Source organism: Candidatus Chloroploca sp. Khr17 (assembly GCF_004138165.1).
Classification (GTDB): domain Bacteria; phylum Chloroflexota; class Chloroflexia; order Chloroflexales; family Chloroflexaceae; genus Chloroploca.
The window spans coordinates 1-12,282 of sequence record NZ_RYFF01000014.1 but is presented as its reverse complement, the minus strand read 5'-3'; the positions used below and the strand labels follow the sequence as shown (position 1 = coordinate 12,282).

Annotated in this window: 24 protein-coding genes and 1 pseudogene; all 25 read right to left on the bottom strand. The window is 54.6% G+C overall.

What is annotated here, in order from left to right:
- Positions 1–9: 9 nt before the first annotated feature.
- Positions 10–231 carry a translation initiation factor IF-1 gene (infA, locus tag EKD05_RS10430; protein WP_044199231.1) on the bottom strand — a complete coding sequence of 74 codons (222 nt, stop codon included), beginning with the start codon at positions 229–231 and terminating at the stop codon, positions 10–12.
- A gap of 1 nt (position 232) precedes the next feature.
- Positions 233–913 (bottom strand): adenylate kinase, encoded by a 681-nt coding sequence (locus EKD05_RS10425; protein ID WP_129672373.1) that lies wholly within the window; start codon positions 911–913, stop codon positions 233–235.
- A 204-nt stretch (positions 914–1,117) separates the two neighbouring features.
- Positions 1,118–2,470 (bottom strand): preprotein translocase subunit SecY, encoded by a 1,353-nt coding sequence (secY, locus tag EKD05_RS10420; protein ID WP_129672372.1) that lies wholly within the window; start codon positions 2,468–2,470, stop codon positions 1,118–1,120.
- A gap of 27 nt (positions 2,471–2,497) precedes the next feature.
- Positions 2,498–3,037, bottom strand: a complete 540-nt coding sequence (rplO, locus tag EKD05_RS10415) for a 50S ribosomal protein L15 (protein ID WP_129672371.1) — start codon at positions 3,035–3,037, stop codon at positions 2,498–2,500.
- Positions 3,034–3,231, bottom strand: a complete 198-nt coding sequence (gene rpmD / locus EKD05_RS10410) for a 50S ribosomal protein L30 (protein WP_129672370.1) — start codon at positions 3,229–3,231, stop codon at positions 3,034–3,036. Before rpmD ends, rplO begins: the two co-directional genes overlap by 4 nt.
- On the bottom strand, positions 3,228–3,782 hold the full coding sequence (gene rpsE, locus EKD05_RS10405) for a 30S ribosomal protein S5 (protein ID WP_129672369.1): 555 nt from the start codon (positions 3,780–3,782) through the stop codon (positions 3,228–3,230). The genes rpmD and rpsE overlap by 4 nt, the downstream gene beginning before the upstream one ends.
- Positions 3,783–3,814: 32 nt before the next feature.
- Complete coding sequence (gene rplR / locus EKD05_RS10400) at positions 3,815–4,174, bottom strand: 50S ribosomal protein L18 (RefSeq protein ID WP_129672368.1); 360 nt, start codon at positions 4,172–4,174, stop codon at positions 3,815–3,817.
- Between the two features lie 18 nt (positions 4,175–4,192).
- On the bottom strand, positions 4,193–4,756 hold the full coding sequence (gene rplF, locus EKD05_RS10395) for a 50S ribosomal protein L6 (protein WP_129672367.1): 564 nt from the start codon (positions 4,754–4,756) through the stop codon (positions 4,193–4,195).
- Between the two features lie 19 nt (positions 4,757–4,775).
- The gene (gene rpsH, locus EKD05_RS10390) at positions 4,776–5,174 is read right to left on the bottom strand and encodes a 30S ribosomal protein S8 (RefSeq protein WP_129672366.1); all 399 of its coding nucleotides are present in this window, start codon (positions 5,172–5,174) and stop codon (positions 4,776–4,778) included.
- Positions 5,175–5,197: 23 nt separating this feature from the next.
- Entirely contained in the window at positions 5,198–5,383 is a 186-nt protein-coding gene (locus EKD05_RS10385; RefSeq protein WP_097650772.1) for a type Z 30S ribosomal protein S14, read from the bottom strand.
- Between the two features lie 51 nt (positions 5,384–5,434).
- Positions 5,435–5,977 (bottom strand): 50S ribosomal protein L5, encoded by a 543-nt coding sequence (rplE, locus tag EKD05_RS10380; protein ID WP_129672365.1) that lies wholly within the window; start codon positions 5,975–5,977, stop codon positions 5,435–5,437.
- A gap of 62 nt (positions 5,978–6,039) precedes the next feature.
- Entirely contained in the window at positions 6,040–6,369 is a 330-nt protein-coding gene (gene rplX, locus EKD05_RS10375; RefSeq protein WP_129672364.1) for a 50S ribosomal protein L24, read from the bottom strand.
- A 93-nt stretch (positions 6,370–6,462) separates the two neighbouring features.
- Positions 6,463–6,831, bottom strand: a complete 369-nt coding sequence (gene rplN / locus EKD05_RS10370; RefSeq protein WP_129672363.1) for a 50S ribosomal protein L14 — start codon at positions 6,829–6,831, stop codon at positions 6,463–6,465.
- 5 nt (positions 6,832–6,836) lie between these two features.
- Positions 6,837–7,109 carry a 30S ribosomal protein S17 gene (gene rpsQ / locus EKD05_RS10365; protein ID WP_129672362.1) on the bottom strand — a complete coding sequence of 91 codons (273 nt, stop codon included), beginning with the start codon at positions 7,107–7,109 and terminating at the stop codon, positions 6,837–6,839.
- A gap of 3 nt (positions 7,110–7,112) precedes the next feature.
- The gene (rpmC, locus tag EKD05_RS10360; RefSeq protein WP_129672361.1) at positions 7,113–7,313 is read right to left on the bottom strand and encodes a 50S ribosomal protein L29; all 201 of its coding nucleotides are present in this window, start codon (positions 7,311–7,313) and stop codon (positions 7,113–7,115) included.
- The gene (gene rplP, locus EKD05_RS10355; RefSeq protein WP_129672360.1) at positions 7,297–7,740 is read right to left on the bottom strand and encodes a 50S ribosomal protein L16; all 444 of its coding nucleotides are present in this window, start codon (positions 7,738–7,740) and stop codon (positions 7,297–7,299) included. Before rplP ends, rpmC begins: the two co-directional genes overlap by 17 nt.
- Entirely contained in the window at positions 7,727–8,473 is a 747-nt protein-coding gene (rpsC, locus tag EKD05_RS10350; protein WP_129672359.1) for a 30S ribosomal protein S3, read from the bottom strand. The genes rplP and rpsC overlap by 14 nt, the downstream gene beginning before the upstream one ends.
- A 96-nt stretch (positions 8,474–8,569) precedes the next feature.
- A complete protein-coding gene (gene rplV / locus EKD05_RS10345; protein ID WP_129672568.1) occupies positions 8,570–8,911 on the bottom strand; it encodes a 50S ribosomal protein L22 in 342 nt (113 codons plus the stop codon).
- Between the two features lie 93 nt (positions 8,912–9,004).
- The gene (gene rpsS, locus EKD05_RS10340) at positions 9,005–9,292 is read right to left on the bottom strand and encodes a 30S ribosomal protein S19 (RefSeq protein WP_097650763.1); all 288 of its coding nucleotides are present in this window, start codon (positions 9,290–9,292) and stop codon (positions 9,005–9,007) included.
- A gap of 20 nt (positions 9,293–9,312) precedes the next feature.
- The gene (gene rplB, locus EKD05_RS10335; RefSeq protein WP_129672358.1) at positions 9,313–10,149 is read right to left on the bottom strand and encodes a 50S ribosomal protein L2; all 837 of its coding nucleotides are present in this window, start codon (positions 10,147–10,149) and stop codon (positions 9,313–9,315) included.
- A gap of 12 nt (positions 10,150–10,161) precedes the next feature.
- The gene (gene rplW / locus EKD05_RS10330) at positions 10,162–10,446 is read right to left on the bottom strand and encodes a 50S ribosomal protein L23 (protein WP_129672357.1); all 285 of its coding nucleotides are present in this window, start codon (positions 10,444–10,446) and stop codon (positions 10,162–10,164) included.
- 2 nt (positions 10,447–10,448) lie between these two features.
- Complete coding sequence (gene rplD / locus EKD05_RS10325; protein ID WP_129672356.1) at positions 10,449–11,117, bottom strand: 50S ribosomal protein L4; 669 nt, start codon at positions 11,115–11,117, stop codon at positions 10,449–10,451.
- An 11-nt stretch (positions 11,118–11,128) separates the two neighbouring features.
- Positions 11,129–11,758, bottom strand: a complete 630-nt coding sequence (gene rplC / locus EKD05_RS10320) for a 50S ribosomal protein L3 (protein ID WP_097650759.1) — start codon at positions 11,756–11,758, stop codon at positions 11,129–11,131.
- A gap of 58 nt (positions 11,759–11,816) precedes the next feature.
- Positions 11,817–12,125: a 30S ribosomal protein S10 gene (gene rpsJ, locus EKD05_RS10315; protein WP_097650758.1), complete on the bottom strand. Its 309-nt coding sequence runs from the start codon at positions 12,123–12,125 to the stop codon at positions 11,817–11,819.
- A gap of 58 nt (positions 12,126–12,183) precedes the next feature.
- Positions 12,184–12,282 (bottom strand): annotated as a pseudogene (locus EKD05_RS10310) (elongation factor Tu); the annotation flags it as partial.

The window sequence follows — 12,282 nt, the reverse complement described above, 5'->3', positions numbered from 1 at the left end:
GCTCACGCCTTATTTGTAACGATATGTAATACGCCCACGGGTTAGATCATATGGTGAAAGCTCAACAAGCACCCGATCACCCTTCAAAATACGTATATAGTTCATGCGCATTTTGCCCGAAATATGGGCAAGCACCTCATGGCCATTCTCAAGCTCTACACGGAACATCGCATTGGGCAGCGGCTCCGTAATAGTGCCCTCCATCTCGATCACATCCTTCTTTTTCGACATATCACTCCTCTGGCTGAGGCGATGTAACCAGATACTGGCTCAAAGCTTTCAGCATTTCTTCATTTACCCAGGTAATTTCACGTTGTCCATCAATTTCGTGCAAAATACCCTGGCGCTGATAATACTCAATCAAAGGCATCGTCTGTTCAAAATAGACATCAAGACGATGCTGCGCCGTCTCCATCGAATCATCGCTCCGCTGATAGAGTTTGCCGCCACAGGCATCACAAATTCCCGGCCGATGGGACGGGAAGTAATAGATATTATACGTAGCTCCACAGGTTTTGCAAGTCTGACGGCCAGCGATCCGCCGGAGGAGCACCTCATTCGGCACACTAAGGTAGAGCACAGCATCGATCTTGCTATCGTGGGCGGCGAGCGACTCACCGAGGGCCACGGCTTGTTCACGCGTACGAGGAAAGCCATCAAAGATGACCCCGGCCAGACAATCAGGAGCCTGAATACGCTCAAGGATCATATTAATGACCACTTCATCAGGCACCAGTTCGCCGCGATCCATGTATGATTTGGCAAGCATGCCGAGCTCGGTGCCTTCACGCAGGGCAGCCCGGAAGAGATCACCACTGGCAACATGAGACAATGAGGTACGTTCCGCGAGCGTTTTTGCCTGTGTCCCTTTCCCAGCTCCTGGAGGCCCTAGCAAGATTACGTTGGTCGTCATAACAACTCTCTTTTCGCTCAGTAGATTGCAACACCCCTCGGCGCAACCCATACGGTTGATGCTCAGCCTGAGAAGACTACTTTGAAGGTCGATCTCAGGGCATCATTGCCAGACATCAGCCCTGATACTACCATATTGTAAGCTGCTCCGATACAATGAGGTGCAGAAGGTGGAGGCGAGCAGCGCCCGCGCCACCTTCCACATCTACCGGCTCAAGAAACCCTCATAGTCACGCATGATCAACTGCGATTCGAGCTGGCGCATTGTATCCACAGCCACACCCACGACAATGAGAAGTGCTGTACTGCCCAGACCGAGTTGTAGCCCGGTAATCGACTGCGTAATAAAGGGCAAGACAGCAATCAAACCAAGGAAGAGCGCACCGGCAAGCGTGATCCGGTTCAACACCCGCTTGAGATAGATCTCGGTATTTTTCCCTGGACGAATACCGGGAATGAAACCCCCATTGCGCTGCAGATTATCTGGAATATCCTGCTGTTGAAAAAGCACCATCGTATAAAAGTAGGTAAAGCCCACGGTCAGCAGGAAAAGCAACGAAATATAGACAAAGCCACCACCCACCCCTGTCGGGTTAAAGGTATTATAAAAGAAGCCCGCAATGGCGTTGCCAATGCCAGGTTCACCTTCACGGTAGAACCAGGAAGCAACGATCCCAGGGAAGATAATAATGCTCTGGGCAAAGATAAGTGGGATCATCCCAGCCATATTGACCTTCAGCGGGATATGGCTACTCTGCCCACCGTAGACTTTATTGCCACGGACACGTTTCGCATACTGGACAGGCAGGCGGCGTTGACCCTCCTGGATCAAGATAATGCCCACGATCGTCAGCAACGCGATCACCAGGAACCCAATCAGCCCCAGGATCGTCCCCACATCACCAGTGGAGCTAATCTGCCAACCCTGCACCAAGAGTCCTGGCAAACCAGAAACAATGCCGCCGAAGATAATTACCGAAATGCCCTGCCCGATGCCACGCTCATTAATCTGCTCACCGAGCCAGACCAGCAACATTGTCCCTGCGACCATCGAAACGAGGATCGTAAAGGTAGGAAAAAAGTTACTAACCAGATCAAAAGGCGAGCGAAAGAGCGACTGGAAAGGATCACCAGTCGGATTAATCGTTCGTTCGAGGGTCAGGGTCTGACCATAGGCCTGCAAAAACGCGAGTGGAATGGTCAAAATAACCTGATACCGGGTCAAACGCTGGCGACCCTGCTCACCCTCTTTTTGCAACTCCTGAAGCGCAGGAATGAGTGGTTGGAGCAACTGCATGATAATCGTAGCGGTAATATAGGGATAGACCCCCATAGCCGCGACCGAGAAATTCTGCAGTGCCCCACCCGCAAAGATATTGAGCAACTGCGCCAACTGGTTCGAAGCCAGCGCATCACGCAACTGCTGGAGGGAGTCAGGATTAATATTCGGCACCGGGATATGCGCGATAAAGCGAAAGACAATCAACATTCCCAGGGTAAAGAGAACACGTCTTCGCAGATCGGGCAACTGAATGGCGCGAACAAGAGCCTGGAGCATTGGTTATGTATCCCTTATATGAAAAAATCAAACCTGCTCGCGCGTGCGTTTGGACTCACGCGGCTGGGCATTGCGCATCGCGGGGTTTGGCCCTCGTGAGCGCGAGTGACGTTCAACGACCCATGGCAACTCAACCACGGTGCCGCCAGCAGCTTCGATCTTTGCTTTGGCACTGGCCGAAAATTTATGTGCCTTGACCGTCAAGGGCAACGCAAGCTCACCCTGACCAAGCACCTTGACAGGAAGATTCTTCTTACGGACGACGCGCCGTTCAAGCAGCGCTTCAGGCGTCACCTCAACGTCCTGGGGCCATGCCGCCAGGCGATCGAGATTAACAATTTCGTACTCGATCCCAAAAATATTCGTAAAACCGCGACGGAAAGGCATTCGCTTCACGAGGCGATTTTGCCCACCTTCAAAGGTACGATAGGGGCCGGGGCCACGGCGGGCTTTCTGGCCCATCATACCTTTGCCGCTCGTCTTGCCTTTGCCCGAGCCATGACCGCGACCGACGCGTTTGCTTTTGCGGTGCGAGCCCTCGGCGGGGCGCAGATCGTGCAGCTTCATGCTGTCACCTCATCAGGTAATTCCTCAACGACCACAAGGTGCCTAACCTTAAAGATCATGCCCCGGATCGACGGATTATCGGGTTTAATCGTTGACTGGCCAAGGCGCCGTAGACCAAGCGAATGAATCGTCTCTTTCTGGTCTTTCGCATAACCAATCATACTTTTACGGTACGTGATACGCAGCTTGCTCATACCGACGTCTCCTCCTTGGCAGGTGCAGGCTCCCGGCGACTACGGCGTGCGAGCAACTCTTGCGGCGTCATATCGCGGCGTCGGGCCATATCACTGAGCGAACTGAGTTCACTGAGGGCCTGGAACGCAGCCTTGACCACATTCACCGGATTATTGCTGCCATAGACCTTGGAGAGCACATCCTTGATCCCGGCGGCCTCAACGACCGGGCGAACCCCACGTCCGGCGATCACCCCGGTACCGGGGGCAGCGGGGCGGATCATCACCTTCGTGGCAGCGTACTTCGTCTGCACATCGTGGGGCACCGTACTGCCCACAAGAGGCACACGGATCAAATTCTTCTTGGCGGCCTCAGTCCCCTTGCGGATAGCTTCAGGAACCTCAGACGCCTTCCCCATACCGACACCCACGTGGCCCTTGCCATCGCCCACCACCACCACGGTGCTAAAGCTAAAGCGGCGACCGCCCTTGACCACTTTGGAAACACGATTGATCTGGACAACTCGCTCTTCGAGCTCAAGGGCATCGGCGTTAATACGTTCTCGTCTCACATTGCCTCCGCACGTGTGGCCCTTGGGGGCCATTAGAAGTTCAGGCCAGCTTCACGCGCCGCCTCAGCGAGCGCCTTCACACGACCGTGATATTTATAGCCACCGCGGTCAAAGACCACCTTCGAGACCCCGGCTGCGATGGCGCGCTCGGCGACAAGCCGGCCCACCACAGCGGCCTCAGCGGTCTTGGTTCCTACTTCGCCCGCCCAACCCTTTTCATTCGATGATGCAGCAGCCAGGGTCTGACCAACAACATCATCAATCACCTGGGCATAGATATGGGCATTGCTGCGAAAAACATTGAGCCGTGGGCGTTCCGGAGTACCACTGACCCGCTTTCGCAGGCGAAAGTGGCGCCGGACACGCAACTCACGGGGAGATCGCCTTGCCATACGTCTATCTTCCTTGCACTACCGTGCTTTACCAGCCTTACCAGCCTTACGACGTACCTTCTCTTCGGCATACTTCACACCCTTCCCCTTATAGGGTTCAGGTGGACGAAGCGCTCGAATGCGGGACGCCTCTTCCCCAACAACCTGCTTATCGATTCCTCGGACGATCAACCCGAGCGGCTCATTCGCGCTCTTGCGCTCACCGACGACATACTGCACATTTGGTGGCGGCTCACGACGCACCTGATGTGAAAAGCCCAGGCTAAGCACCAGCGTCTGACCTTCGAGCACCGCCCGATAGCCAACGCCATTAATCTCGAGGGCACGCTGCCAGCCATCAGTCACACCGACCACCATATTCGCGATCAGCGTACGCGTCAGACCGTGGAGCGACTTGTGCAACTTGGTATCAGAGGGCCGTTGCACGGTCAACTCACCATTTTGCTGCACAATAATCATATCGGGATGCAATTGCTGGGTGAGGGTTCCTTTAGCGCCCTTCACCGTCACCAGATTTCCCTCAGCAATCTGCACGTCCACACCCTTGGGGAGGGTGATTGGTTTTTTTCCAATTCGCGACATTGTAGCCTCCCTGTAGGCTCTACCAGATATAGCAGAGCACCTCACCGCCCACGCGCTCGCGCCAGGCGTCGTGACCAGCGAGCACCCCCTTGGGTGTCGAGAGAATACTGAGACCCAGGCCACCACGGACACGCGGAATTTCATCACGACCGGTATAGATCCGCAAACCCGGCTTACTCACCCGGCGCAGGCCAGTAATAGCCGGGCGCCGATCCGGCATATACTTCAGCGTAATCGAGATCGTATGATACGGCGTCCCCTCGATCACGGTGTAATCTTTGATAAAACCCTCATGCTTGAGAATATCCGCAATCGCAATTTTCATCTTTGATGCTGGAACATCAACGACCATCTTGCGGGCCATACAGGCATTACGGATACGAGTCAGCATATCACCAATGGGATCGTTCACGCTCACAGCGAGCCTCCTCACAGATGCTATTACCAGCTCGACTTGACCACACCCGGAATCATGCCCTTGAGCGCATGTTCACGGAAGCAGATGCGACACATGCCGAACTTACGCATATAGCCGCGCGAACGACCACATACCTTACAGCGGTTATACTCACGCACCTTATATTTTTGTGGGCGTTCTGAACGAACGATCCAGGACGTCTTCGCCAAGGTATTTCCTCCTAAACCGTTGGACTGGTAAGCCTTCGCTCCTGGTCCAGACTAATCACGAAATGGCATTCCGAGGCGCTTGAGCAAGGCATAGGCCTGAGCATCATCGGGGGCAGTCGTCACAATGACCACCTCCATGCCACGGAGCTTATCAATCTTATCGTAGTCGATATCAGGGAACACAATTTGCTCACGGAGGCCGAGGCTATAGTTACCACGGCCATCAAAGGAACGGCGGCTCACCCCACGAAAATCACGAATGCGGGGCAGGGCCAAATTAACCAGACGATCATAGAAGTCATACATGCGATTCCCGCGAATCGTCACCATCACCCCAATAGGCATCCCTTCACGGAGCTTAAACGAAGCAACGGACTTACGCGCCCGGGTAATCACGGGTTTCTGAGCGGTAATGATCGTCAGATCATTCACGGCGGCATCAAGCGCCTTAGAATTTTGCACTGCCTCACCGACACCAATATTGACCACCATCTTGGTGAGCCGGGGGGCCTGCATCACTGACGTGAACTTAAATTCTTGCATCAGCGCGGGGATAACCTCTTGCTGATACTTCTCGCGCAAACGAACGGTCATGCTACATCTCCAGGGGCTTGGAGGCATCGAACCACGAGACGACTCCGGCCCTGATAAACGTCCTAATCAATAGTCGCGTCACAAGCCTTACAGAAACGAACCTTACGGGGCCGACCTTTATGGTCAGTCTCTTCGAGAAAGCGGTGCCCAGTGCGTGAAGCGCGCTTGCAGCTAGGGCAAATGAGCATCACATTGGACACATCAAGGGACGCCTCAAGATCAATAATGCCAGCGGGCTTACCGGGGCCACGAGCTTTGGTATGCCGTTTCACGATATTGAGACCCTCAACCACCACACGGCCCTCAGACGGAAGCATCCGTTTAATCTTACCGCTGCGGCCCTTATCTTTGCCCGTGATGATCAGGACTTCATCTCCGGTCTTGACATGCATAAGACATTCTCCTGGTTAGGTGGCCAGTTACCGTAGAAACTGTGCACCACCTTGCCGCTTAAGCGGCGGTACAAGACGCGAGTCACACGTCTTTCAGAGCACCTCAGGGGCCAGGGAAATAATGCGCATAAACTGTTTTTCGCGCAGTTCACGCGCCACCGGGCCAAAAATACGGGTACCGCGAGGATTATTCTCTTTCCCAATAATGACGGCCGCATTATCATCAAAGCGGATATGCGAACCATCAGAGCGGCCAAACTCTTTCGCGGTACGGATAATCACGGCCCGTACAACTTCGCCTTTTTTAACCGATCCACCGGGTGCAGCTTGCTTCACGCTAGCGACAATGACATCGCCAACGCGACCATACTTCACCCATGAGCCACCGAGCACACGGATGCACATAATCTGCTTGGCCCCGGTATTATCGGCCACCTTCAGGCGTGACTGAGGCTGGATCATAGCAGTTACTCCTCGCCACGTTGCATAATCTCGATGACCCTCCACCGTTTCGTGCGACTGAGGGGTCGAGTCTCTTCAATTCGCACCAGATCGCCCACTTTACACGCATTCTCTTCATCGTGGGCGTGAAACTTACTAGTTTTCCGAATAATCTTGCGATAGAGGGGATGGGGCTTGAGATAATCGACGGCCACCACCACTGTTTTTTCCATCTTATCGCTTACGACCCGGCCAATCTTCTGGACTTTGCGTGGGCCTTGCTGTACCAACTCGCTCATCGCCTACTCCTGCTCCAACTCTCGCTCACGCAAGATGGTCTTGATCCGTGCGATCTCTTTTTTGACCTGGCGCGGGCGAGCGGTATTGGTCATTCGCCCCATGACCTTCTGAAAGCGCAGATTGAACAACTCTTCAAGATTTGCCTTGAGTTGATCACGCAATTCAGGGTCTTCGAGGCTACGCAGTTCACTCGCTTTCTTCACTGCTCACCTCCGTTTCAACTTCATCGCGTGTAATGACTTTGCACTTAATCGGCAATTTCTGGGCAGCGCGGCGCATCGCCTCAAGAGCAATATCTTCGCGGACACCCGCCAGTTCAAACATCACACGTCCTGGTTTGACCACAGCCACCCAGTGATCAACACTCCCCTTGCCACCACCCATACGGGTCTCGGCAGGTTTTTGGGTAACAGGCTTATCGGGAAAGATTCGAATCCAGACCTTACCGCCACGCTTCACATAACCGGTAATTGCACGGCGGGCCGCCTCGATCTGGCGACTAGTCATCCAGACTGGCTCGAGCGCCATAAGCCCATAATCACCAAACGCAACGCTATTGCCACGATAGGAGAGGCCTTCGCTGCGACCTTTTTGCATCTTGCGATATTTCGTACGCTTAGGCAGAAGCATTATCACCCCTCCTCGGACGGCGCTCACCGCGCTCACCGCGCTCACTGCGCTCGGGTTGGCTCGAAGCTGCAAGTTGTTGTTCAGCCTGGAGCTTCGCGAGTTGATCAGGAAAGACCTCGCCCTTATAGATCCAGACCTTGACGCCGATGCGTCCATACGTCGTATGGGCATGAACCTGAGCGTAATCAATATCAGCGCGCAGGGTATGGCGGGGCACCCGACCTTCACTCTCACTCTGGATGCGCGACATCTCGGCACCGCCGAGGCGACCCGAGCACTTGATGCGCACGCCCTGAGCACCGAGGCGCATCGCCCGTTGCACAGCCTGCTTCATCGCACGCTTATAACTAACACGCTTGCTAATCTGCTCAGCGATACTTTCGGCAACAAGCTGGGCATCCAGTTCAGGCTGATGGATTTCTTGAATATTCAGCTTAATCTTTTTGCCTGTACGCTGTTCAAGCGTACTCTTGAGCAGATCAACATTTGCACCACGTTTGCCAATCACAATCCCTGGTTTCGCGGTATAGACGGTCACCTCGACCTTATTAGCCGAGCGCTCGATCTCAATCCGCGAAACCCCGGCATTCGCCAACTCCTTCGCGATCAACTTGCGGAGGGCAAGGTCATCGTGAAGTTGCGCCGTATACATGTCGCCCTCGGCAAACCACTTGGACTGCCAATCTTTGATATAACCGAGGCGAAAGCCTATCGGATGCACTTTACGTCCCAACGAGGACCTCCTCACTTCTGGTACTTCGCATCAATCCGGGCCACCTACTTATCGTGAGCCACCAGGCTAGCCGAGACGATGGTCCCGGAAAGGCTCTTAGTACTCAGATCCATCATCAACGATCACCGTAATATGGGTAGTCGGCTTACGAATCTGATTTGCCATACCGCGGGCACGAGGCATAAAGCGCTTGAGCACCGGCCCCTGATCGGCATAAATCTGTTTGATCGTGAGGGCATCGCGATCAAGATCGAAATTATGCTCAGCGTTGGCGGCAGCCGACTTAATCGTACGGGCGACCTCACGTGCCGCCTTTTGGGGCATATAATTGAGCGTTGCCAGGGCTTTATCCACAGGCATCCCACGCACGACATCCATCACCAGACGGACTTTGAGCGGCGAGATGCGCACATAACGGGTAACAGCTTTGACTTCCATCATTGTACTCGTTTGTACTCCAGGCACGGGCAGCACGAGGCACAAACCCGTCCATTGTACCACAGGAAGCCGAACGGCTTGCTGTGGCCTAGCCTACTTCATCTTACCGCGCTTATCAGCCTTCTTGCCACCGTGACCACGAAAGAGGCGGGTGGGGGCAAACTCACCAAGCTTATGGCCAACCATATTTTCGGTGACATAGACCGGCACATGGCGGCGGCCATCATGCACTGCGATCGTGTGTCCAATCATCTGCGGAAAGACAGTCGAGTCACGCGACCAGGTGCGCAACACCCGCTTTTCATTCGCGCGGTTCATGCCCTCGATCCGCTCAAGCAGTTTAATATCTACGTACGGCCCCTTCTTGGACGAACGGGACATAACACTCCTCCATCACTACCTTAGCCACGGTTTGGCTTGCGCCGACGCACAATGAAGGGATCACTGCGCTTGTTATTGCGAGTTTTGACCCCACGGGCTGGCTTGCCCCATTTGGTCTTTGGCGTACTCATTCCAATTGGTGCGCGGCCTTCACCACCACCGTGGGGATGGTCACGGGGGTTCATCACCGTACCGCGGACAGTTGGGCGGCGACCGAGCCAACGCGAACGCCCTGCTTTACCAATGCGGACATTCTGATGATCGGGGTTGCCAACCTGGCCAATCGTCGCCATACAACGGACGTGGATCATCCGCATTTCACCCGAAGGCATCCGCAGCGTGGCATAATCGCCCTCTTTTGCCATCAACTGAGCCGACGTACCGGCGCTCCGCACCAGCACCCCACCGCGGCCGATTTCGAGTTCGACATTATGGATCTGCGTACCAAGGGGAATAGCACTCAGTGGCAGCGCATTGCCCACTCGGATATCAGCATTAGGCCCACTCATCACCTGATCGCCGACCTTCAGGCCAACTGGAGCGATGATATAGCGTTTTTCGCCATCGGCATAGGCAATCAGGGCAATGCGAGCCGAGCGATTAGGATCGTACTCGAGTGCCTGAACCTTGCCAGGAATACCGATCTTATTGCGCTTGAAATCAATAATGCGATAAAAGCGCTTGTGGCCACCGCCACGATGGCGCACGGTAATGCGCCCCCGATTATTACGCCCGGCGCGTTTACGCAGGGGTTCGATCAAACCCGGTTCAGGGCGCTTCTTCGTCAGTTCATCAAAGGTTGAGACTGACATATTCCGGCGACCTGCCGAAGTTGGTTTATATTTGCGCACACCCATAGATCTCCTCCGTTAGCTCTCGAAGATCTCGATACGATCACCCGGAGCGAGCGTGACAATCGCTTTTTTCCAATCGCGGGTATAGCCAGACTCACGACCACGGCGCTTCATCTTACCATGCACCGCCATGGTATGAACTTTCAACACGGTGACATTGAAGATTGTCTCGACCGCGTTCTTAATCTCCGGTTTCGAAGAACCACGGAGCACCTCAAACGAATACTTGCCATACTCCATAAGGCTCGTATTCTTCTCAGTGATGAGAGGGCGCACAATAATTTCGTGCGGCGTTGGCATCGCTACTCCTCCTCGCTCACCGCCGCCGCCGCGCCGGTGCCATTACCCAGGATGCTTTCCACCACGGTCAACGCGGCTTGCGGCATCACAATATTATCGTAGTGCAGAAGATCGCGCACATTGAGATAACTGGCAAGCAGGGTTCCAACTTTGGGAAGATTGCTCGCCGAGCGGCGGACAATCATATTTTGCTCACTCTTGCTATCGAGCACGATCAGGGTTTTACCCTCCAGTCCATGTGCGTTGAGAAACGCAAGCGCATCTTTGGTACGTGGGCGCTCGAAACTCAGGTCGTCAACAAAGCGGATCTGAGCCGCCGCGTATTTGACCGAAAGAGCAGAGCGCACGGCAAGCCGACGCATCTTGCGGGGCATATTGAGCCGATAGGAGCGCGGGTGCGGACCGTGAGCAACGCCACCACCGGTGCGATGGGGGGCACGTGCCGAACCCTGGCGCGCACGACCGGTACCCTTCTGACGATAGAGCTTGCGGGTACTACCTCTGACTTCACTACGTCCACGCGTACTATGTGTCCCAAGGCGAGCATTGGCGTGCTGCATCACCACGTACTGATGCATCAACGTCACATTTGGCTCAACCCCAAAGATATACGCATTGAGCTCGATCGTCCCGATCTGCTCACCTGACTGGTTATACAACTCTGCCTGCATTTTGTTCCCCCTTAGCCCTTCACTGCCTTGCGGATCTGCAACAGGCCGTTGCGGGCACCAGGGACAGAGCCCTTGACCAGGATGAGGTTTTTCTCGGGCAGCACATCAACCACTTCGAGATTCTGAACCATCACCCGTTTGCCACCCATACGACCGGCCATCTTCTGCCCCTTCCAGACCCGACCGGGGGTCGTGCCGGCACCAATCGAACCCGGGGCACGATGGCGATCACTCTGTCCGTGGGTCTTGGGGCCACCGCGGAAGCCGTGGCGTTTGACAACGCCGGCAAAACCGCGACCCTTGGAATTACCCGCAATATCAACCTTCTGACCGGGCTGGAAGAGATCAGCTTTGATAACATCGCCAGGCTTATGGTCTTGTGGGTGATCGGCACTGAATTCACGCAAAATGCGGAGTAGGACGCCAGCTGGCTTCAAGTGACCCTGCTGAGGCCTAGTCAACTTACGAGCTGGAACTTCTTCAAAGCCGATCTGCACTGCATCGTAGCCATCGCGTTCAGCTACGCGTACCTGTGTCACAACGCAGGGCCCAGCGTTAATCACCGTAACAGGGACAACCTCCCCTTTTTCGGTGAAGACCTGCATCATCCCCACCTTGCGACCCAACATTCCATGAACCATACTGCTACCTCCGCAGCTTACGTCGTTGCGCAGCGGCTGCCTTTTCTTTCAGTTACGACTACAGTTTGATCTCGATATCAACACCAGCGGGCAAGTTGAGTTTCATCAACGCATTAATCGTCTGCTGACTCGGATCCAGCACGTCGATTAAGCGTTTATGCGTACGAATTTCAAACTGTTCCTGCGAGTCTTTATCGATAAACGGTGAACGCATCACACTATACTTCTCGATGCGGGTTGGCAACGGCACAGGGCCGGCGACCAACGCACCAGTCCGTTCGGCAGCGTCAACAATCTGGCGTGCCGACTGATCCAGGATTTTGTGGTCGTATGCCTTGAGGCGAATACGCACCTTCTGTTTGGCCATGGTGTTCCTCTATAAAACACTACGCTAGCGAGTGTAACCTACCCAGGGTACGTACCCTTTACGCTATGATCTTGGTGACGACACCAGAGCCGACCGTGCGGCCACCCTCACGGATGGCAAAGCGCAAGCCTTCTTCGATCGCGACGGGCACGATCAA